Annotated in this window: 21 protein-coding genes; 16 read left to right on the plus strand and 5 right to left on the minus strand. The window is 36.8% G+C overall.

Annotated features, from left to right (window positions below; genetic code table 11):
• Positions 1-221: 221 nt before the first annotated feature.
• Positions 222-1457 carry a dicarboxylate/amino acid:cation symporter gene (locus tag OSO01_RS13720; protein ID WP_147211008.1) on the plus strand — a complete coding sequence of 412 codons (1236 nt, stop codon included), beginning with the start codon at positions 222-224 and terminating at the stop codon, positions 1455-1457.
• Between the two features lie 168 nt (positions 1458-1625).
• On the opposite strand, the gene rpsD is transcribed toward OSO01_RS13720, so the two are convergent.
• Both rpsD and msrC read right to left on the minus strand, forming a co-directional pair.
• Positions 1626-2228 (minus strand): 30S ribosomal protein S4, encoded by a 603-nt coding sequence (rpsD, locus tag OSO01_RS13725; protein ID WP_147211009.1) that lies wholly within the window; start codon positions 2226-2228, stop codon positions 1626-1628.
• 368 nt (positions 2229-2596) lie between these two features.
• Complete coding sequence (gene msrC / locus OSO01_RS13730) at positions 2597-3076, minus strand: free L-methionine (R)-S-oxide reductase MsrC (RefSeq protein WP_147211010.1); 480 nt, start codon at positions 3074-3076, stop codon at positions 2597-2599.
• 143 nt (positions 3077-3219) lie between these two features.
• On the opposite strand from msrC, the gene refZ reads away from it, so the two are divergent.
• The 5 genes from refZ to OSO01_RS13755 all read left to right on the plus strand — a co-directional run bounded on the left by refZ (position 3220) and on the right by OSO01_RS13755 (position 8605).
• A complete protein-coding gene (gene refZ / locus OSO01_RS13735; protein ID WP_147211011.1) occupies positions 3220-3843 on the plus strand; it encodes a forespore capture DNA-binding protein RefZ in 624 nt (207 codons plus the stop codon).
• A gap of 174 nt (positions 3844-4017) precedes the next feature.
• On the plus strand, positions 4018-5712 hold the full coding sequence (gene ezrA, locus OSO01_RS13740; protein WP_147211012.1) for a septation ring formation regulator EzrA: 1695 nt from the start codon (positions 4018-4020) through the stop codon (positions 5710-5712).
• A gap of 218 nt (positions 5713-5930) precedes the next feature.
• Positions 5931-7076 (plus strand): cysteine desulfurase family protein, encoded by a 1146-nt coding sequence (locus OSO01_RS13745; RefSeq protein ID WP_147211013.1) that lies wholly within the window; start codon positions 5931-5933, stop codon positions 7074-7076.
• 5 nt (positions 7077-7081) lie between these two features.
• The gene (gene thiI, locus OSO01_RS13750; RefSeq protein WP_147211014.1) at positions 7082-8284 is read left to right on the plus strand and encodes a tRNA uracil 4-sulfurtransferase ThiI; all 1203 of its coding nucleotides are present in this window, start codon (positions 7082-7084) and stop codon (positions 8282-8284) included.
• Positions 8285-8407: 123 nt separating this feature from the next.
• Positions 8408-8605, plus strand: coding sequence for an alpha/beta-type small acid-soluble spore protein (locus OSO01_RS13755; RefSeq protein WP_040979745.1), 198 nt, complete (start codon positions 8408-8410; stop codon positions 8603-8605).
• A 165-nt stretch (positions 8606-8770) separates the two neighbouring features.
• On the opposite strand, the gene OSO01_RS13760 is transcribed toward OSO01_RS13755, so the two are convergent.
• Complete coding sequence (locus OSO01_RS13760; RefSeq protein ID WP_147211015.1) at positions 8771-9568, minus strand: NAD kinase; 798 nt, start codon at positions 9566-9568, stop codon at positions 8771-8773.
• A 279-nt stretch (positions 9569-9847) separates the two neighbouring features.
• Between OSO01_RS13760 and OSO01_RS13765 the strand changes: the two genes are divergently transcribed.
• From OSO01_RS13765 to OSO01_RS13790, 6 genes are all read left to right on the plus strand, one after another.
• Positions 9848-10405, plus strand: a complete 558-nt coding sequence (locus OSO01_RS13765; protein ID WP_147211016.1) for a DUF2953 domain-containing protein — start codon at positions 9848-9850, stop codon at positions 10403-10405.
• Positions 10405-10956, plus strand: a complete 552-nt coding sequence (ytfJ, locus tag OSO01_RS13770) for a GerW family sporulation protein (RefSeq protein WP_147211017.1) — start codon at positions 10405-10407, stop codon at positions 10954-10956. Before OSO01_RS13765 ends, ytfJ begins: the two co-directional genes overlap by 1 nt.
• 93 nt (positions 10957-11049) lie before the next feature.
• On the plus strand, positions 11050-11550 hold the full coding sequence (gene tpx, locus OSO01_RS13775; RefSeq protein WP_147211018.1) for a thiol peroxidase: 501 nt from the start codon (positions 11050-11052) through the stop codon (positions 11548-11550).
• 299 nt (positions 11551-11849) lie between these two features.
• The gene (locus OSO01_RS13780) at positions 11850-12842 is read left to right on the plus strand and encodes a class I SAM-dependent methyltransferase (protein ID WP_147211019.1); all 993 of its coding nucleotides are present in this window, start codon (positions 11850-11852) and stop codon (positions 12840-12842) included.
• 22 nt (positions 12843-12864) lie between these two features.
• The gene (locus OSO01_RS13785; protein ID WP_147211020.1) at positions 12865-14049 is read left to right on the plus strand and encodes an acetate kinase; all 1185 of its coding nucleotides are present in this window, start codon (positions 12865-12867) and stop codon (positions 14047-14049) included.
• A gap of 255 nt (positions 14050-14304) precedes the next feature.
• Complete coding sequence (locus OSO01_RS13790) at positions 14305-15150, plus strand: DUF2785 domain-containing protein (protein ID WP_147211021.1); 846 nt, start codon at positions 14305-14307, stop codon at positions 15148-15150.
• A 109-nt stretch (positions 15151-15259) separates the two neighbouring features.
• Here OSO01_RS13790 and OSO01_RS13795 read toward each other — a convergent pair whose 3' ends face one another.
• Positions 15260-15688: a universal stress protein gene (locus tag OSO01_RS13795; RefSeq protein WP_147211022.1), complete on the minus strand. Its 429-nt coding sequence runs from the start codon at positions 15686-15688 to the stop codon at positions 15260-15262.
• 236 nt (positions 15689-15924) lie between these two features.
• Positions 15925-17022, minus strand: coding sequence for a M24 family metallopeptidase (locus OSO01_RS13800; RefSeq protein WP_147211023.1), 1098 nt, complete (start codon positions 17020-17022; stop codon positions 15925-15927).
• A 184-nt stretch (positions 17023-17206) separates the two neighbouring features.
• Here OSO01_RS13800 and OSO01_RS13805 point away from each other — a divergent pair, with 184 nt between their 5' ends.
• From OSO01_RS13805 to OSO01_RS13820, 4 genes are all read left to right on the plus strand, one after another.
• Positions 17207-17872 (plus strand): PspA/IM30 family protein, encoded by a 666-nt coding sequence (locus OSO01_RS13805; RefSeq protein WP_147211024.1) that lies wholly within the window; start codon positions 17207-17209, stop codon positions 17870-17872.
• A 92-nt stretch (positions 17873-17964) separates the two neighbouring features.
• Positions 17965-18648, plus strand: a complete 684-nt coding sequence (locus tag OSO01_RS13810; protein ID WP_147211025.1) for a metal-dependent hydrolase — start codon at positions 17965-17967, stop codon at positions 18646-18648.
• A gap of 100 nt (positions 18649-18748) precedes the next feature.
• The gene (locus OSO01_RS13815) at positions 18749-18976 is read left to right on the plus strand and encodes a hypothetical protein (RefSeq protein ID WP_147211026.1); all 228 of its coding nucleotides are present in this window, start codon (positions 18749-18751) and stop codon (positions 18974-18976) included.
• A gap of 72 nt (positions 18977-19048) precedes the next feature.
• A complete protein-coding gene (locus tag OSO01_RS13820) occupies positions 19049-20356 on the plus strand; it encodes a DRTGG domain-containing protein (RefSeq protein ID WP_147211027.1) in 1308 nt (435 codons plus the stop codon).
• Positions 20357-20487 lie beyond the last annotated feature (131 nt).

Here is a 20487-nt window from a genome sequence, read left to right on the forward strand (position 1 = left end):
TATAGAATAGTGATTTTTTGTATAGTTTGATTATTTTATTTGGTAATCTTCTTTACCTTTAATGCTCCTTGATGATGAGCAGAAAAATTTTTATAAAAACCTTTCCGAAAGAGAATTTAATAATTATATGAATATTTAATAACTTTTCATCATTTCATCATTCCTGTAAAATAAAATAGATTCTATTAAAATCATATTGTAAAGGGAAAGGAAATAAAAAGATGTTAGAAAAATTAAAAGCCTACCGGTTTCCGCTTATCCTTTTAGCTTCTATTATTGTTGGAGCGATAATCGGTTTGATTTTTGGAGAAGATGCAACAGTAATAAAGCCGTTTGGAGATCTATTTATTAATTTATTATTTATGATTGTCATCCCTCTTGTTTTCTTCTCTATATCGTCTGCTATTGCCAGCATGGACAGTATGAAAAGACTTGGGAAAATCATGGGTTCCATGATTACGGTATTTATCATAACTGGAGTGATTGCAGCTGTATTTATGCTTGTTGCCGTAGTTATTTTTGAGCCGGGTTCAGGGGTAGATATTCCATTGAGTGCCCCAGATAATGTTGAAGAACAGAGCTTGGCAGATCAACTAGTCAATACATTTACTGTTCCTGATTTTGTTGAACTGTTCTCAAGAGATAATATGATGGCTCTTATTGTTATGTCGATACTGATTGGTGTCGCAACAGGATTGACAGGAGAGAAAGGAAGACCACTTGCAAGGTTCCTGACCAGCGCCTCTGACGTATTTATGAAGCTGATTCAGCTGATTATGTACTATGCGCCAATTGGATTGGGTGCATACTTTGCCTCATTGGTAGGAGAATTCGGAACAGCACTGATTGGTGATTATGCAAAAGCAGTGATTATTTATTATCCAGTTGCTATACTGTATTTTGCTATCGGCTTTACATTATATGCATTCATCGCCGGAGGAAGAAAAGGAATAAGCCGTTTTTGGAAGAATATACTAGGTCCTGCTGCTACCTCGCTGGGAACAGGCAGTAGTGTGGCAACCATTCCGGTTAACCTGCAGGCAGCCGAACGAATTGGAGTTCCAAAAGATATCCGTGAGACGATCATGCCTCTCGGAGCAACTATTCATATGGATGGTTCCTGTTTATCAGCTATGTTAAAAATCGCTTTTATTTTTGGAGTATTTAACAAGGACTTCACCGGGATTGATACATTTTTAACTGCTATTGGTATTTGTTTATTATCCGGTATTGTTATGAGTGGAATCCCGGGCGGAGGTTTTACGGGAGAATTAATGATAATTACGCTGTACGGTTTTCCAATCGAAGCTCTGCCAATCATTACTGCGATCGGAGTTGTTGTTGATCCGCCGGCTACGATGGTTAACTCGACAGGTGATACCGTTTCAAGTATGGTTGTGGCAAGACATATTGAAGGGAAAGACTGGATGGAAAAGGCAGATGCTGCCGGGACTTAATAAAATAAATAAAAAGATGTTGTATCTCGGTAAATATAAGATACAACATCTTTTTATTTATCTACATTTTCTTTTTTTAGTTAAACTTAAAATATAAAAAAAGCCCTAGGACGCTTGATATACAAGGTTTCTAGGGCTTTAAATATTGTTAAATTATATTTCCCGCTATTAACGAGAGTAGAATTCAACGATAAGCTGTTCGTTGATTTCAGCTGGAAGTTCAGAACGCTCAGGGAAACGAGCATAAGTACCTTCTTTTTTCTCAGCATCAAAAGTAGTATATTCTGGTACGAAGTTATTTACTTCAATAGCTTCTGTAACGATATCCAGCTTTTGAGATTTTTCACGAAGAGCGATTGTTTGACCAGGTTTTACAGAGTAAGATGGGATATCTACACGAGAACCATCTACTGTAACGTGACCATGGTTAACCAGCTGACGTGCTTGCTTGCGTGTACGAGCAAGACCAAGGCGGTAAACAAGGTTATCAAGACGAGATTCAAGAAGAATCATGAAGTTCTCACCGTGGATACCTTTCATGTTGCCGGCTTTATTGAATAGGTTACGGAATTGACGCTCGTTCAATCCATACATAAAGCGTAATTTTTGCTTTTCTTGCATTTGCAAGCCATATTCAGAGATTTTCTTTCTTTGGTTCGGTCCATGTTGACCAGGAGCGTAAGGGCGTTTATCTAATTCCTTACCAGTTCCAGATAATGAAATGCCAAGACGACGTGATTTCTTCCATACTGATCCAGTATAACGTGACATAGGACATTTCCTCCTTTATGTTTTATTTGTATAAAATAAAACGCGCGTGATCGTTTCGTTGTTCATTTTGTTTTCATGTACCATCGCTCCAGTAGCAGAGAGTTACACGATACACCTTTATAAGATTCATCTTTGAAAGGAACAAAATGAGTGCAAGCGTCGACTCACTTAGGCCACTTTATTATTTTACACAAATTCTAGTATATAATTTGCATGTACACCTGTCAATAGAAAAAAGAAAAAACACAGTATAAAGTCTTTTTGGAAAGATATTATTTTTGTTTAGAAGCAAAAATAATTCATAACAAAAAAGTATCCGTTATAATATGAATATGTCTAAAATTCTATTTTGTAATAAAATGAGGTAATTATAAATGCTTTTCAAGCACTGCAACAAATTTTTCTAAACATTCCTGATCAATAGCATCGAATCTGTCATGAATAGGACTGTCAATATCTAAAACACCGATAATCTCATTATCACGATAGACAGGTATGACAATTTCAGATTTTGACGCTCCATCACAGGCGATATGACCAGGAAATTGATGAACATCTGCTATACGCTGTGTTTTCTTCTCTGAGACGGCAGTTCCGCAAACTCCTTTTCCAAAAGGAATACGGATGCACGCCGGGAGACCTTGGAAGGGACCGAGCACTAATTCTTCCTTTTCGGACAAGTAGAATCCAACCCAGTTTACTTCATCTAAAAACTGATTGAGAAGTGCCGAAGCGTTTGAAAGCAGCGCGATTTGATTTGTTTCTCCTGTGGATAAGGCATCCAGCTGTTTGATAAGAAGCTCGTAATCTTTTGTTTTTTCTCCAGAATAATCAAGTTGTTGAAACATTATGTGTTACCTCCTAAAAGTTGCGTGTAGTAGTTTTGTGAAAAATGACATTTAACGACATGAATACAGTTTTTGTCGATAATCGATTAAAGGATTTATCCCCTTCCTTGTCGTAAATGAATAGAGTAAGGAGTTGAATAAGAATGAAAAATAACGTAACCAAGCAAAAAGTAGTGGACGCTGCTTCCTCCCTATTCTTTCAAAAAGGATTCCATGGTACTTCTGTGCGTGATATTGCTGATCGGGCCTCTGTGAATGTTTCCTTAATCAGTTATTATTTTAAAGGAAAGCAGGGCCTTTTAGAATATGCTGTAACAAATTATTATGAAGCATACTTAGAGAAAATAGAAGAGTCACTTGAAACAACAGAAGGAAGCTCTTCTATCGATCGATTAAATGAACTAATTTTTACAATTATACATTATAAGCAAACGCATCATCAATTAACATGTTTTATTCAGCGTGAATTATCTCTTGATTCTGTATTTGTTAGAGAAATGACGGTTACATATCTGGCGAAAGAAAATTACTATTTAAAAGAATTGTTTCAGGAAACAATCGGAAGAAATGCTGATCAGGATGAGAAAAGGTATCTGTTTATGCAGCTGAAAGGCATGCTGATAACCCCTTATATTTTACATTCAGATTGGAAAGATCAAATTTTAGGGCAATTTGCTCACGAACAATTTGTGAAAAAATATACCAAAAGTATACAGAAATGGATTCAATTTAATGCAAATGTAAAAATTAACGAGAAAAGCAAATAATAATAAATAATTGGCTTTTCCCCGTATAAATATCAAAAAGTTGTTGAATCAGTAAGAAAAATGTATTTTCTTTAGCCAAAAGGGCGGAATACATGATATTATAAAGGATATATTATTGTGATTTTGTAATTATAGATATATTTATATAGATGTTTATTGGTTGGGAGGCAAAGTATGGCTGTCGTAGTTGGGATTATTTTAGCGATTATTGTATGTTTAACGATTGCTTTAATTGTAAGAAAGCGTGTTTACGATCAAGTAGACCATATTGAAAAATGGAAATTGGATATTACGGATAGGGATGTTGCAAAACAGATTGGAAAAATTAAAACATTGAATCTATCCGGTGAAACACTCGAGAAATTTGAAGAATGGAAAGAGGAATGGGAAAAAATCGTAACCAAATCTTTGCCTGACATAGAGAAGTATTTGATGGATGCAGAAGAGGCAGCTGACCGCTTTCTTGTGCCTAAGGCAAATAAAATTTTGAAAGAGGCAGAAAACCATCTCGAAAAAATTGAGGAAGAAATCAAAGAAATTATCGGTGAGTTAGAGGAATTACTCTATGCAGAAGAAACAGGCCGTGGCGGTGCGGAAGAATTAAAACCGAGAATTAAAGGGTTACGAAGTATGCTTTCTCAATCCAGATACCAATATGGGAAGGCCGAAAAGCAATTTGACAAGGAAATCGATGAGCTGGAAGCAATATTGGATCAATACGATGCATTCGTTAATGATGGCGACTATCTAAAAGCGAATGAAAGTATTAGTGAATTAAAGGAAAGTACTGAAAAAGTAGAAAATAAATTAGATACATTTCCTGATTTGCTTAAACAAGTGAAGCAGGAGCTGCCGTCTCAATTAACAAACCTGTCTTCCGGTATGAAAGAGATGCGGGAAAGCGGCTACCGGATTAGACATTTAGGCTTTGAAAAAGAAATTATTACATATCAGGAACAATTGAGGGATATAGAAACTCAGCTTGAAACTGCTGATATAACAGATGTGGAACAGCTTCTCCAGCAAATGGAGACACGTATTTTAGAAATGTACGAAGCTCTGGAAGGGGAAGCGATAGCCAAGAATTATATAGAGCAGAAAGGTCCGGAGTATGAGGATTCTGTAAACCAGATAAGTGCTACGTATGAAACCGCGAAAAGAGAAGTAGAAGAGATAAAGAAGGCTTACTACGTAGAAGACGATGATATGGAACGTTTCCAGACTATGGGTAAAGCAATTAAAGCTTTAAATGGCCATGTAGAAGAATTAAACCAGAGTGTAGAGGACGATAAACAATCACATTCAGAATTGAAAAAAGGAATTGAAGAAGGATTTAAGAAAATTGCACAGCTGGAAGAGGAGCATGAATCCTTTAAAAAGTCTATTGCAAATTTACGGAAAGATGAGCTGGAGGCAAGAGATAAACTGGTAGAAATGCGCGGACAGCTTACAGATTTGAATAGAAAACTGAAAAAGAGTAATATACCGGGAGTACCAAGCTACATTTGGACCCGTTTTGAAACAGCAATACAGAAAAATGATAAGGTAATGGAAGCGTTAGAAACCTATCCATTAGATATGAACAATGTACAGCAAGCGTTGACTGAAGCTAAAAAATCGATTGAGCAGGCATATGAGCAAGTAGATATGATGCTGGATCAGGCTTATTTAACAGAGCAGGTGATTCAATATGCGAACCGCTACAGAAGTAAGCACTCTGATCTGGACAACAAGCTGAAGGAAGCGGAGAGATTATTCCGTAATTATGAATATGAGCTTTCTTTAGAGCATGCTGCCAAAGCAGTAGAAGAGATTGAGCCGGGATCGTTACAGAAAATAGAATCGTATCAAACGGAAAGAAGCCAATAATTATCGTTGTTTCTTTCTATGAAGGGACAAGATTATTTACTGGATAGAACAAAAGCAGGAAGAACAATTTTTGAGCTTACAGGTTGCCTGCTTTGTATCCGCTGAAGATTTCAGATACTATATAATATGAAAAATATAAGGTAAAGGCTGTCGCTAAGAATGGAATATTCGTTAACTTAGGTCAGCCTTACATTTTTGTTAAAAAGAAGGTGGAAAACTTGATATACTTCGATAACAGTGCAACAACGAAGCCGCATCCGGAAGTGATTGAAAGCTTCGCAAAAGTATCAGCTAATTATTTTGCAAATTCCTCATCGATACATCCTCTGGGCGGTCAAGTGGAGAAACTGTTAGATGCTGCGAGACAGCAGGCAGCAGATTTAATCGGCGTTTCCAAGGAAACAATAATCTTTACTTCGGGAGGAACGGAAGGAAATAATACTGCGATTAAAGGAGTTGCCCTTGAGCATCAATCACGTGGAAAACATATTATTACAACTCAAGCGGAGCACCCATCGATTCATGATACATGCAGGAGTTTAGAAAAATTGGGTTTTGAAATAACCTATATGCCGGTAGCTGAAGATGGAACTGTTTCAGCGGCAGATGTTGAAAATTCCATTCGAAAGGATACTATTCTTGTTACAATGATGCAGGTGAACAATGAAATTGGCTCAATTCAGCCGATTGAGGAAATTGGAAATGTTTTAAAAAAGCATCCTAAAGTTCTTTTTCATGTGGATGCTGTCCAAGGGTTAGGGAAGGTTCCTTTAAACCTTTCAGATACTGGTATTGATTTATGTACTTTTTCAGGTCATAAAATTCATGGACTAAAAGGGACAGGACTCCTGTATGTGAATCATACGGCCAAATTATATCCGCTTCTTCATGGTGGCAGTCAAGAATCTGGTATCCGTTCTGGAACAGAGAATGTGGCTGGCGCTGTTTCATTTGTAAAAGCATTGCGTTTAATCAAAGAAAAGCAAGATATTCAGAAGAAGGATAATATATTAAAAACCCTGCATGATAAGCTTATGAAGGAGCTCAGCCAGTTGGAGGGTATTGAAATCAACAGCCCTGCTGGCGGTGCCAATCATATTATCCATTTCTCTGTACCGGGAATTAAGCCGGAGGTTATTATTCATAGCTTAAGCCAAAAGGAAATATATATTTCCACAAAGTCAGCCTGCTCATCCCGGGATCTGACGGAAAGTCATGTGCTGGTTGCCTGCGGGAAAACAAAGGAAGTTTCTTCCTCAGGTTTACGGGTAAGTTTTTCTTATGAGAATAAAGAAGAAGAAGTAGATATATTTGTGAAGGAAATAAAAAAAGCAATTCAACAATTTAAAGAGGTATTGAGGTAGATAACATGCAATATGATCATATATTAATTCGTTATGGAGAGTTAGCTTTAAAAGGAAAAAACGCGAAACAATTTATACTGAAGCTTCATGATAATATTCATCAGAAGATAAAGGATTTTGATGGTGTGAAGGTCATGCGGACACAGGGAAGAATGTTCGTCTTACTGAACGGTAATGACCCAGAACCGATTGTAGAAAAAATAAAAAATGTTTTTGGCATCCATAGTTTAAGTCTGGCAATTCGTGTTGAGAACGATGTGGAAGAAATAAAAGAAGCAGCTTTATATGCATTAAAGCAAGAAGCAAATGTAAAAACATTTAAAATGAGTGTCCGTCGTACGAAAAAAGATTTTCCAATTCGTTCCGGTGAAATGAATCATATATTAGGAAGCCATTTATTAACCAATACAGAAGACATTACTGTAGATGTGCACCATCCTGATTTGGAAATAAAAGTAGAAATACGTAAGGAAGCGACCTATATTACCAGTGGAACAATTATGTGCAGAGGTGGACTTCCGGTTGGAACATCTGGTAAGTCACTGCTCTTGCTTTCAGGCGGAATTGACAGTCCGGTGGCGGGCTTTTTGGCAATGAAAAGAGGCGTTCATTTAGAAGCAATTCACTTTCATTCTCCGCCGTTTACAAGTGATCGCGCCAAGCAAAAGGTACTGGACTTGGCCAAACAGCTTACGAAATATGGAAAGTCCATAAAAGTGCATATTGTTCCGTTTACAAAATTACAGCAGGAAATTTTTAGAGAGATGCCAAATGACTATGCTATGACAATCATGCGCCGCGTGATGTTTCGTGTCAGTGAACAGCTTTGCAAACGTGAAGGTATCTTGTCACTGACAACAGGGGAAAACCTTGGACAGGTGGCCAGTCAAACGATGGATAGTATGCACACTATCAATGAGGTAACTAATTATCCAATCATCCGTCCGTTAATTGCAATGGATAAGGATGAGGTTATCCGAATCGCGCAGGATATCGGAACATATGAGACTTCGATTTTACCTTATGAAGATTGCTGCACTATTTTTGTACCGAAATCTCCAAAAACAAAACCGAAAAGAGATAAAGTTAATTTTTATGAATCAAAATATGACTTTACACCATCGATTGAAGAAGCAATAGAGGGTATAGAAACAATAAAAGTAACAGAGAAAACTTTATTCAATGAGGATTTTACAGATCTTTTTTAAACAGATTACCTTTTCTTATATTCGATTTTTAAATAGCAATTAAAAAGAAAAAATTACCATTAAATAAAATGCATGTTTTCACCTCAATCGACGCATTCTATAAGTACCAAGGAGGTGAACAACATGGCAAATAATAACTCAAATCAATTAGTTGTTCCAGGAGTGCAACAAGCACTTGATCAAATGAAATACGAAATTGCTCAGGAATTTGGTGTTCAACTTGGTCCTGACTCAACTTCTCGTGCTAACGGATCTGTTGGTGGAGAAATCACGAAAAGATTAGTAACAATGGCTGAGCAACAATTTGGCGGAACTAAATAATTAAATGCATGGCTAGCTGTCTCTGCAAATGTGGAGGCAGCTTTTATATTTATATAAAACGCTCTAAGAGAATTCTTTGATTTTGGGCAATATATTTTATTAAACCAACTATTAAAACCCGATGCTCCCCTATCTGATAGGGGAGCATCGGGTTTTTGAAAATATTTATAAGAAGGTTCGTTGTACACGATTCCAGAATGTGTTGTTTTTCATTTTTACAGTTTTGATCACTGTTTCGTCCATTTCAATGTCAACATGGTGAATTCGCTGTACTGGCCATGCTTCATTATCCAGACTGATGATAGGATAATCGTTGCCGTCTTGAATGACCTCCAGTTGAAGCTTTCTATCCTGACTTAGAATAAAAGAAGAACCAAGTGTTCGATAGCTATTATTATTCAAAGAAGCTACCTCAGATACCTGAAAGCTTGAAAGTAACGGGTCGATAACTGCTCCACGTGCAGATTTGGAATAGCCTGTACTTCCTGTAGGAGTTGATACGACCATACCATCACCTCGAAATGTTTCGAAGTGCTCGCCGTCTATTTTGACATTGATAACGATAGTTTTAATAATACTGGAGCGCAAAGATACCTCATTCAGGCAATAAAATGCTTTTTCACCGTCAACACTCACTTTAATCGCCGGAAAACGCCGAACTTCAATTTTATTATTTGTTACTGCATCAATCATTTCGTCGAATCTGGTTATACTAAAATCACAGTATAATCCAATTTGATCGTCGTCTGTAATACCTGTATAGATACAATCCTGGCGGAATCCAGTCTTGCGGACAGCCTGCAGGAAAGTACCATCTCCGCCAAAGCTGACAATAATAGACGCATCTTTAGGATTATTAACAACGTGTAAATCATTTTGTTCAGCAATCGATTTTAAGTAATCTGTTTTTTCGCCTTCCTGACGAGGGTGATAAAAAAAGAAAATATTATTACGATTTTGCATACGATAACCTCCAAACAAATTTTATGGTGCAGTAATCTTTTGTCAGGTTCCCGTTTTCGTGGTAGAGATGCATGCTGTCAGACAGGAACATATAAAACACGGTGTTAGCTCATGGATTAAATACAGATAGGCAAATCTTCAAAAATTATGATTTGCTTATTCTCATCATAACATTTTCTAAGTGTTATTTCTCTTTAGAAATATGTATGGATAGTGAATTGGTATAAGAAAAACAAACAATTGTGAAGTATATTTTTAATTATTTTAGGAGAGTTGATTATGGATAGTTTATACATTTTGTTAATTTTTATTGCGGTTAGTATTTTGATCATCCTATTTCTTTTCCAAAGCAAATGGATTATTAAAGTCAACTATCAATTTCCGGAAATGAATGATCTGCATATTTCTGTCTTTTTTTATAAATGGTGTGTTCTTAGAGAGAAGAAGTTACGTATACCAAATCAAAATGAAATGGAAAAAGGATACATGCATTTTTATAAGCAATTGTCCCGAAAACAGCTTCATTTACTAAAACAACTGCGGTTTCGATCCTTATTAAAGGAAATAAAGGTGCTTGAATTCAAATGGCAGACCAAAGGAGGAACTGGTAATGCTTTTACCACATCTATAGCAAGCGGTGCAATCTGGGCGATAAAAGGCTGGCTGATTGGATATCTCACACAGCATCTTCAGCTTTGTGAAAAACCGCAAATTCATGTGCAGCCGGACTTTAAAAGCAGCAGTCTGGAGACCAGATTTTCATGTATGATTTCCTTCCGCTTAGGAAAAACTATTCTGGGAATCATGCGCGTCTTGAAAATAAAGGAGGTAAAATAATGACTGAACATCCGATAGAAGGTTTAATGTCCAGTGCAATGAAAAGTATACAAAAGATGGTAGAGGTAAATACGATTATCGGGGACCCTTTGAAAGCTTCCGATGATACAGTAATTATTCCGGTATCAAAGGTTGGGTTTGGTTTTGCAGCCGGTGGAAGTGAATTCATGCCGGGAGAATTAAAGTCAAGTGATTTTGAAGAGCACGAAATTCCGTTTGGGGGAGGCAGCGGAGGCGGAGTTTCTATAACGCCGGTTGCTTTTTTAGTATTAAGAGAGGGAAATATGGAGCTGGTGCATATGGATCAGCATGCACATCTATATGAGAAAATAATTGATTTGATTCCAGAACTTCTGCAGCGCTCAAGTATGCCTAATAAAGAAAAAACGTTAGAAAAGAAAGTAGAGCAAAGACATCACAAAAAGGATGAAAAGGAACATAAAGAGCATAAAGAGCATAAAGATCATAAGGAACAAAATCAAGCTTCCGACCATGAACCTGAGAAAGAAAAAAAAGAGCTGGAGTCTATTCTTAACCGTTTTGAAATTTAGATAGCAGAATAATAGCTATGATTGGACAGTTAATAAAACAAGCCCCATAATAGTAAGTGAATCAGAATTGTAAAGATGGGGAGGAGAAATATAATGCCAAAACATGTTACATTTAAACAAGAAACCGTTACTTTACTCGGAGAAGAACAAAAAGCAGGGAATAAAGCTCCTGACTTTACGGTAATTGCAAATGACTTATCAGAGAAAACGCTTGCCGATTATGACGGGAAAGTTAAATTAATCAGCGTGGTCCCTTCTGTTGATACAGGAGTATGTGCTGAGCAGACGCGCCGTTTTAATGAAGAAGCTGCTAATCTTGATAATACAGTTGTTTTAACAATCAGTATGGATTTACCGTTTGCTCAAGCCCGCTGGTGTGGTGCAAATGGAATTGAAAACGTTGAAACATTATCTGATCACCGCTTAGCGGATTTTGGCAAAAATTACGGGGTGTTAATTGAAGAACTCCGTTTATTATCCAGATCAATTTTTGTAGTAGATGAAAATAATGAGATTACCTACGTAGAATACGTACCAGAGGTAACGAACCATCCAAATTACGATGCTGTATTGGAGCATTTAAAAACAAAATAATGAAAAAAAAGCATGATTCCGTCTGAGTCATGCTTTTTTTAAAATAAAATACATAAATAACGCTAAGATCACAGACTTAAAACGATAAGCAAAAGTGCGGATATAATAGTAAACAAATTGTCAATTACCGGATCCTGTAATATAAAAATAAAGCTGTACTTTTCTGGTTTAAAAATGGTTATGTCTTGCGCAGCTCTTATCTAAGCAAATATTTTATTTGGAAATAATTAAATTCCTTTTACATCTGGTATGAGAATTGTTAAAATAGAAAGTTGTCAGCTTGGATAGGAGGACATGCCATGGAGCAATCGAATGTCGAAAAATTATTTAAATGTATTGATGAAGTAACTGAAATTATTCAAAGCGCAAAAAATGAAACCTATCTGGAAAGTTTGATTTTATCGTTAGATACTATCTTGGACGATGGGACTCGGAATGAATTGGACGATGTTACGGAGCGCAAGGTTACAAAACTTGTTCAGGCTTTTAATGAAGAAGAGTTTGATGCAGAATCGTATCGAAAAGCATTGGGACTTTCCATTCTAAAAGGAATGAAGGGTGCAGCCCAACAGCAGCATTTAATGACACCTGATACGGTTAGTTTTTTAATCAGTTACTTAGTAAATAAATTGATTGATAAAAAGGGACAGATAACCATTTTTGACCCTGCCAGCGGAACAGCTAATCTGTTTACGGCTGTGCTAAATCAGATAGAAAATCCTGTGAAGGCATATGCTTCTGAAGTAGATCCGACTTTGATTGAATTAGCTGTATTAAATGCAAATTTGCAGAAAAGAGAAATCAGCTTCTATCATCAGGATAGCTTGAGACCTTTTCTGATAGAGCCGGTGGATTTTGTTGTTACAGATCTTCCGGTGGGATATTATCCGGATGATGTAACAGCAGAGGAGTATCAGTTAAAGGCAGATGAAGGTCATTCTTATTCACATCATTTATTTATAGAGCAGAGCTTAAAATATATAAAAGATGGCGGATTTTTTATTGGCGTGATTCCAGAATTTTTATTTGATAGTGATCAATCGGCAAAATTACATGCATTTCTACAGGAAACAGCACATATTGTCGGAGTCATCCGATTGCCGGAAACATCTTTTAAATCAAAAAATCAGGCGAAAAGTGTATTAATCCTGCAGAAAAAAGGGTATGGTACAAAAGAACCGAAGCAACCGTTACTTGTACAATTACCTTCTTTTAAGAATGCTCATGCAACGGCAGATATCATCAAACAGATTAATCAATGGTTTACATCTTATCCAAACAGGATTAAATGAAGAATATAGGAGTGGAATGAAAATGAGTAATGTATTAGCAATTAATGCTGGAAGTTCATCTTTGAAATTTCAGCTGATTAAAATGCCGGAAGAAGAAGTAGCTGCAATCGGTCTGGTAGAACGAATCGGGATGCCGGAATCGATTTTTAAAATTGAGGCGAACGGCAAAGAGGATAAGACGGTAACAGATATTCCAGACCACAGTGTCGCAGTAAAAATGCTATTAGATGCTTTGATTTCTACAGGAATTATTCAATCATTTGATGAAATTGATGCAGTTGGACATCGAGTTGTTCACGGAGGAGAGTATTTCACTGATTCTGTTTTATTAGATGACGAAGCAATTCAAAAAATTGAAGAAGTTTCTGAATTAGCGCCTTTGCATAACCCTGCCAACTTAACAGGAATTCGTGCTTTCAAAGAAATTCTGCCAAATGTTCCAATGGTAGCTGTGTTTGACACTGCCTTCCATCAGTCAATGCCGGAATCATCTTATCTTTACAGCCTGCCGAGAAATTATTATGAAGACTATGGCATCCGTAAATATGGTTTCCACGGGACTTCCCATAAATATGTTTCTGAACGGGCCGCAGAGCTTTTGGGCAGACCGTTAGAGAGCCTTCGCTTAATATCCTGCCATATCGGTAATGGCGCTAGTGTAACAGCAATTAAAGATGGTAAATCTATGGATACGTCTATGGGCTTTACACCGCTTGCAGGAGTTACAATGGGTACAAGATCCGGGAATATTGATCCGGCATTAATTCCGTATATTATGCAATGCACTGGTAAAACAGTAGATGAAGTACTTCATGTTTTAAATAAAGAAAGTGGAATGCTGGCACTTTCCGGGTTCTCCAGTGATTTACGTGATATCGAAAGTGAAGCAGATACAAACTCTCGTGCAGAACTGGCTTTAGATGTATTTGCTGGAAGAATCCACAAATATATAGGATCCTATGCTGCGAAAATGAATGGTGTAGATGCCATTATTTTTACTGCGGGTATTGGAGAAAATAGTATTACTATCCGTGAAAAAATTCTAAAAGGACTGGAATTCATGGGAATTTATTGGGATCCGAAGCTTAATGAGGTACGCGGAAAAGAACAGTTTATTAACTATCCGCACTCCCCGGTAAAAGTAATGATCATCCCGACGAATGAAGAGGTTATGATTGCGCGGGATACAGTTCGTTTAAGTAAATAGTAAAAGGCAATTGCTATTGGGGTAAGCGGCTGTCACAGGTCGTATGAAAGCCATTTTCGCAAGAGCAGGTATGAAAAAGCTGATCTTTTTCTGTGTAATGAAAAATTACATGGAAAGAGGTTAGCTTTTTTATTCCTCATCCCCAAAATTTATAGGGAGAAGGTGATTTTGTGTTATTATAACTATAATGTCTGTGAAAATATGTACTTTAGTATCTTAATATGGATATTTTAAAGATAGAAAAGTGGTGACAGCATGACATTAAAAGCAGAACTGAAGGAAATAGACTATGATATAAATCTAAAGCAAAAAGATTTAAATGTTCTTATCGATAAAATGTTAGATAATATCGGATCTATTGATCCGGAGCTGAGAGATACATTGATTTTTAATACGTTTGGAAAATTGATTATGGAAGATTCTTTAACCGATAAACAAATGAAGCATATTCTTGAAGTTTGCTTAGATAAACTATTTTTGGGGATTGAAGAAAATGAAAGCAACCTCGTTTTTACACGCTCTTTTTCTGCTTTAGTTATCGGAATAATTCTACATAAAGATAGACAAAAAGTCTTCTTACAGGAAGCAATTATTATCAAGACAATTAAAAAGAGTATTGCGTATTTAAATCTTGAAAAAGATATTCGCGGTTATGTAGAAGGTAAGGGATGGGCACATAGTATTGCGCATGGAGCGGATTTATTAACAGAAGCAGTTAAACATCCCTGTTTTGATAGGAGGCTGTCTTTTGAATGCCTTGAAACAATCAAACGATGTCTATTTAAAGAAAGTATAGCAAAAGCTCCTTACGTTGATGATGAGGAGGAAAGACTTCTTTTTGTATTAGAAGCACTTATTGATAAAGGTATCAAAGAGGAGGACATTGCTTGTCTGGTGTTAAATATTACTGGTGATCTGCAGGAGTTAAAAACAAGAGAAGGATATAGTTTAAACTTTTTTTGGAAAAAAAATAATGTTATAAACTTTTTGAGGGGATTTTATTTTCGGCTGCTGTATAAAAATACATATCCAAAGATAAGAAGCAATATTGCTGCTATTTTGGAGCAATGGCATGATGAAGTATATAACTTGAATAAGTGAAGAATTTCTAAGTAGAAACCGGACATTGAGATACAGTGTTATTCTTGATTTTATGCATTTAGTTTCCATCCCTTGAGAGGAGTTTCCCAAAGGATGGAAGTTCAATAGATTAACGAATAACAAGTACGTCACAGCTGGCGTATCTTGTAATGCTTTCAGAAACACTTCCAATTAAGAAACGTTCAACAGCATTCATACCAGTTGCACCACAAATAATTAAATCGGCTTCAAAATTACCAGCTATTTCTTTTGCGATTTTTACTTTAGGAGATCCATATTCAATACAACGGATAATATCTGTTAATCCAGCTGCTTCAGCTTGCGCTACATAATCATCTAATAATTCTTTTGCATAAGTTTCCGCTCTTTCAGATAAAGAACGATCATACGCTTCAGCTGTTGAGAAAGTACGGGAATCCACTACATGAGCAAGGATTAATCGGGCAGTATTTCTTTTTGCGATATCGAGTGATTTACTAAATGCCTTTTCAGCTGCTTTAGATCCATCTACTGCGACAACAATATTTTTATATTCCATGATTCATCTCCCCTTTCTACTACTATTATATACCTGTTTTGAAAGCGTTACAAACGAATATCAGTAAATTACATAAAATTTCGGAAAAAAGACAAAAAATAAATGAATCAGTTTAATATCTGGTAAAGAGCTTGACAGCAGAAGCTATTAAGGCTTCCGGCTGTAGCAAGTTACTTAAACCCGATTTATATAGAACAGGGTTTTGAGGATTGTTAGACTGATTCATTTATTATTTTTTAAGAAATGATTTGTAATGTTTTCGGATATTTTGTCAGCTCTAAAGGCATGTAATTAGTTGTGAACAGCATATCTTCAATTCTGACTCCACCCACGTTTGGCACATAAATCCCTGGCTCAATCGTAAAACACATTCCCGGTTCGATAGGCAATGTGTTTTCGCTATGCATCGAAGGATATTCGTGTGTTTCGATTCCTAAACCATGTCCAAGGCGGTGTGTAAAATAATCACCGTATCCCTGTTCTGTGATGTAATTTCTTGCAATTTTATCCAGCTCTCCGACTGCTGTGCCGGTTCTGCTTGCATCAATTGCTCTTTCTTGAGCTTCCAATACAGTATCGTATATTTGTTTTTGTTCATCAGTAATATTACCGAAGGCAACTGTCCGGGTAATATCGGAGCAATAGCCCTGATAGATAACGCCTAAGTCAAAGAGAACAAAATTATTTTTCTCCAATTGTGTTTTATCCGGGTTTCCGTGAGGGGATGCTGTTTTCGAACCGAATAATGCCATTGTTAGAAATGACATCTCGCGTATCCCTTGCTTTTTTAAAGTGTGCTCAATAGCAGCAACTACTTCTAGTTCAGAGACACCTTCTTTTAAAGCTTCCACCCCAGTTTTAACTCCTAAATCAGCTAATTCTGCAGCGGTTCTTAAATAATCATGTTCTTTTTTTGATTTGATTAGACGTAGATTTTGAATTGCCGGTGTTGCATCTATATACGCAGCTTCCGGAAAAACTTCTTGGAGCTGATTATAGCGTTGAATAGTCAGATGGTCTTTTTCCACTGCCATGACAGAAGGATTTTTTTCTTGCTTTTTCAAAAAGACCTGCAAAGCGTGCCAAGGGTTTTCGTGATCATAATAACTTACAATTAAATGTTTCCATCCGGCATTTCTAGCATCCTCTTCCTCCATTTTTGGCAATAGGAAAATAGGATCTATTCCATCCATAACAATAATTCCAATAACTCTTTCATGCGGATCTGTGTAATACCCGCTTAAATAATATACATTTGCTTTTGAACTGATAAAACAGCTGTCCGCTTGCTGCTTTTTGAGTTCGGCAAATAATTTATTAATTCTTTCTGACATTATTTTTTCCTCCTAGTTTATTATTATAGCTGCGATTCCGCATGTATAAATAGCATCCTTTAAAAAATTATAGCAGATAGAAAGAAAAAATCCGATAAAAATGAAACTTTTTGCGAAATCAATCGTATTTCTTATTGTACACGAATCGTACATTACTATTACTTATTCCAAGAGGAGGATTTGTATGTTTCAATTTTTTAACAGAATGAAAACAATTGTCAGTTCAGAATTGAATGCAATGATTGATAAGGCGGAAGACCCGGTCAAAATGTTAGATCAATACTTGAGAGATATGGGCAAGGATATCGAAGACGTAGAAGCAGCTGTAGCAAAGCAAATGGCTAATGAAAAAATGCTGAAGCGGAAAGCAAATGATGCAAAAGCTATGGTAGAAAAGCGTCAGGAACAAGCTGAAAAAGCAGTCGAAGCAGATAATGAAGATTTAGCCAGAAAAGCATTAGAAGATAAAAGACATCAGGAAAAGTCGTATGAATCTTTGCAGGCTTCCTGGGAACGGGCTGATGAGGATGTAAGAATTCTTAAAGAAAAATTATCTGAAATGAAAAAAGAATATCAGGAAATGAAGCTGAAGAAAGACTCCTTAAAAGCACGTGCAGAATCTGCGAAAACAAGAACAAAAATGAATCGTACGATGTCTTCTATCGGCAGTGATCAGTCCCGTCAAGGATTTGAAAGAATGGAAGAAAAAGTACTTCAATACGAAGCAGAAGCCGAGACGTCAGAAGATTTAAATGAAAGTGCACGAACACTAGATGATGAATTTAAAGAGCTTGAAGACAATGGTGTAGATGATGAACTGGCTGCACTAAAAAAGAAACTCAAAAAATAAATTTGTAAAAAAATGCATAGATTTAATTGATAACGGGAAAACACAGTACAAAATCTAATAATAATCCAACTATACCAAAGGAGAGATTTTGAGTGAAGGTATCTTTTCATGGACATTCAGTAGTAAAAGTAGACACAGGAAAGCACCGAATCATTATTGACCCGTTTATCAATGGGAATGAAGCATGCGATTTAGACCCAGGTACAGAAAAAGCAGATGTTATTCTGTTGACACATGGCCACAATGATCATGTTGGAGAAACGGTGGAGATTGCTAAGAATAATAATGCGCTGGTTGTGGCGACGGCAGAGCTTGCTGATTATTTTGCATCAAAAGGCCTGAATACACATCCAATGCACATCGGCGGGTCCTGTGAATTTGAGTTTGGTAAAGTGCAATTTACACAAGCCTTTCATGGATCATCCTATACAGAAGAGGATGGCACAGTTATTTATGGCGGCATGCCCGGTGGAATACTTCTTACAGTGAATGGAAAAACCATTTATCACTTGGGCGATACTGCGTTATTCACGGATTTAAAAATGTATGGTGAGCTAAATGATATTGATCTTGCCTTTATTCCAATCGGTGATAATTTTACAATGGGACCAAGTGATGCGCTTCTTGCAGCTGAGTGGGTGAATGCTAAGAAGGTTGTCCCCGTTCACTATAATACCTTTCCGCCAATTGAACAGGACCCGGAAGCCTGGGCATCTAAAGTAAAGGCCGGTAATGCGCATGTAATGCAAGTTGGAGAAACAATTGATTTAGAATAATATTCTAACCTGAAAAACCACAGAATCGCTATATTCTGTGGTTTTCTGATGCATAGAAATAACCATTCCTCATACACTTATAATAAAGGGGGATGTAACTTTGAGAACAAATATTATTTTAAGGTTATTATTAGTTGGCTTTTTTCTCTATATTGCCTGGCCAATGATTCCGCAATCTACCAGCTCTTTAGAGTTCCTTTTTTGGGGATGCTGGTTGTTATTTGCATTTGTATTTATTGGTGCAAATCTAGCAACACTTTTAAAGATGTCTCGTCCGCCGGTTATGGAACAGGAAGGAATAAATAAGAAGAAACTGCGCAGCCATTGAGTTTATCCTGTATCAATTGTATAATAAAACTATTACGTTTTATATAGTACAGTTGAAAGAAGGTGATGGCAGATGGCGACCAAGCATGAACAAATATTACAGCATATTTTATCGTTGCAAGTAGGTAGCAAAATATCTGTCCGTCAAATTGCAAAAGATTTGAATGTTAGTGATGGGACTGCTTACCGCGCAATCAAAGAAGCGGAAAACCAAGGTATTGTCAGTACGATTGAGCGTGTAGGAACTATCAGGATTGAACAGAAAAAGAAAGATAATTTTGAAGAGCTGACCTTTGCCGAGATTGTAAATATTATTGATGGACAAGTACTCGGCGGCAGAGACGGGCTGCATAAAACCCTCAGCAAATTTGTCATTGGGGCGATGCAATTAAATGCTATGATGCGTTATACACAAGCAGATTCATTACTGATTGTCGGTAACCGCCATGAGGCACATAAGCTGGCTTTAGAAGCTGGGGCAGCAGTTCTGATTACAGGAGGATTTGATACTGACGATTCTATCAAACAGCTGGCGAATGAAAAACAATTACCTATTATTTCGACAAGTTATGATACTTTTACAGTTGCGGCAATGATTAACAGGGCGATTTATGATCAATTGATTAAGAAGGAAATTGTATTTGTAGGAGATATTTCAACGCCATTTGAATCTTCATATTATTTAACAACAAAACAGCAGGTGAAGGATTGGTATATTAATAATGAAGTGTCTTCACACACACGATTTCCGGTGGTTGATGACCGTATGAAGGTAGTAGGAATGGTTTCTTCCCGTGACATTGTCGGAAAAGAACAGAGTACTTTTATTGATCGTATCATGAGCCGCAAGCCATTAGTTGTTCAGGAAAAAACATCCTTGGCATCTGTTGCACATATGATGGTTTGGGAAGGAATTGAACTTGTTCCTGTAGTGGATGGATCTCATGTGTTAAAAGGCGTTATTTCCAGACAAGATGTATTAAAGGCAATGCAGCAGATTCAGAGACAGCCACAGGTTGGAGAAACAATTGAAGATATTGTTTCTAATAATATGTCACAGAATCCAGATGAGGGCGGTTTGTTTGAAGCACGGGTTATACCGCAAATGACAAATCATTTAGGGACATTATCACATGGTGTCTTTACAGCTTTAATTACGGAAGCCTGTGATAAAATGATGAAAATCGAGAAGAAGGCAGAAATTTCGATTGAGAATATTACAGTTTACTTCAGCAAGCCGGTGCCAATTGATAGTATTTTGCATATTAAGCCGGTGCTTCTGGATGTCGGACGTTTGTATGCAAAAATAGATGTAGAAGTACTGCAAGGACAGACTACTGTTGGCAGAGCATTGATTATGGCGCAGCTTATTAATCGGTAACTGAGGGAAATCTGTCTGTTGCCAGGCTATAAAAAAAACAACTGGAATCATATTATTCCAGTTGTTTTTACGCTCAAGGCGGGAAAGTTTGGCTGAATCAGTTTCGTGAGAGAACAGAAGAATGTTTTTCT

It is taken from the genome of Oceanobacillus sojae (assembly GCF_007991515.1).
In the GTDB taxonomy this organism is placed as follows: Bacteria; Bacillota; Bacilli; order Bacillales; family Amphibacillaceae; genus Oceanobacillus; species Oceanobacillus sojae.

What these genes read in the sequence shown, in the direction of transcription:
- OSO01_RS13760 (WP_147211015.1), bottom strand. Translation starts at nt 9,568, where the DNA reads ATGCAAAATCGTAATAATATTTTCTTTTTTTATCACCCTCGTCAGGAA.
- OSO01_RS13755 (WP_040979745.1), top strand. Translation starts at nt 8,408, where the DNA reads ATGGCAAATAATAACTCAAATCAATTAGTTGTTCCAGGAGTGCAACAA.
- OSO01_RS13820 (WP_147211027.1), top strand. Translation starts at nt 19,049, where the DNA reads ATGGCGACCAAGCATGAACAAATATTACAGCATATTTTATCGTTGCAA.
- tpx (WP_147211018.1), top strand. Translation starts at nt 11,050, where the DNA reads ATGCCAAAACATGTTACATTTAAACAAGAAACCGTTACTTTACTCGGA.
- ytfJ (WP_147211017.1), top strand. Translation starts at nt 10,405, where the DNA reads ATGACTGAACATCCGATAGAAGGTTTAATGTCCAGTGCAATGAAAAGT.
- OSO01_RS13790 (WP_147211021.1), top strand. Translation starts at nt 14,305, where the DNA reads ATGACATTAAAAGCAGAACTGAAGGAAATAGACTATGATATAAATCTA.
- thiI (WP_147211014.1), top strand. Translation starts at nt 7,082, where the DNA reads ATGCAATATGATCATATATTAATTCGTTATGGAGAGTTAGCTTTAAAA.
- msrC (WP_147211010.1), bottom strand. Translation starts at nt 3,076, where the DNA reads ATGTTTCAACAACTTGATTATTCTGGAGAAAAAACAAAAGATTACGAG.
- refZ (WP_147211011.1), top strand. Translation starts at nt 3,220, where the DNA reads ATGAAAAATAACGTAACCAAGCAAAAAGTAGTGGACGCTGCTTCCTCC.
- OSO01_RS13765 (WP_147211016.1), top strand. Translation starts at nt 9,848, where the DNA reads ATGGATAGTTTATACATTTTGTTAATTTTTATTGCGGTTAGTATTTTG.
- OSO01_RS13780 (WP_147211019.1), top strand. Translation starts at nt 11,850, where the DNA reads ATGGAGCAATCGAATGTCGAAAAATTATTTAAATGTATTGATGAAGTA.
- OSO01_RS13720 (WP_147211008.1), top strand. Translation starts at nt 222, where the DNA reads ATGTTAGAAAAATTAAAAGCCTACCGGTTTCCGCTTATCCTTTTAGCT.
- ezrA (WP_147211012.1), top strand. Translation starts at nt 4,018, where the DNA reads ATGGCTGTCGTAGTTGGGATTATTTTAGCGATTATTGTATGTTTAACG.
- OSO01_RS13805 (WP_147211024.1), top strand. Translation starts at nt 17,207, where the DNA reads ATGTTTCAATTTTTTAACAGAATGAAAACAATTGTCAGTTCAGAATTG.
- OSO01_RS13785 (WP_147211020.1), top strand. Translation starts at nt 12,865, where the DNA reads ATGAGTAATGTATTAGCAATTAATGCTGGAAGTTCATCTTTGAAATTT.
- OSO01_RS13795 (WP_147211022.1), bottom strand. Translation starts at nt 15,688, where the DNA reads ATGGAATATAAAAATATTGTTGTCGCAGTAGATGGATCTAAAGCAGCT.
- rpsD (WP_147211009.1), bottom strand. Translation starts at nt 2,228, where the DNA reads ATGTCACGTTATACTGGATCAGTATGGAAGAAATCACGTCGTCTTGGC.
- OSO01_RS13800 (WP_147211023.1), bottom strand. Translation starts at nt 17,022, where the DNA reads ATGTCAGAAAGAATTAATAAATTATTTGCCGAACTCAAAAAGCAGCAA.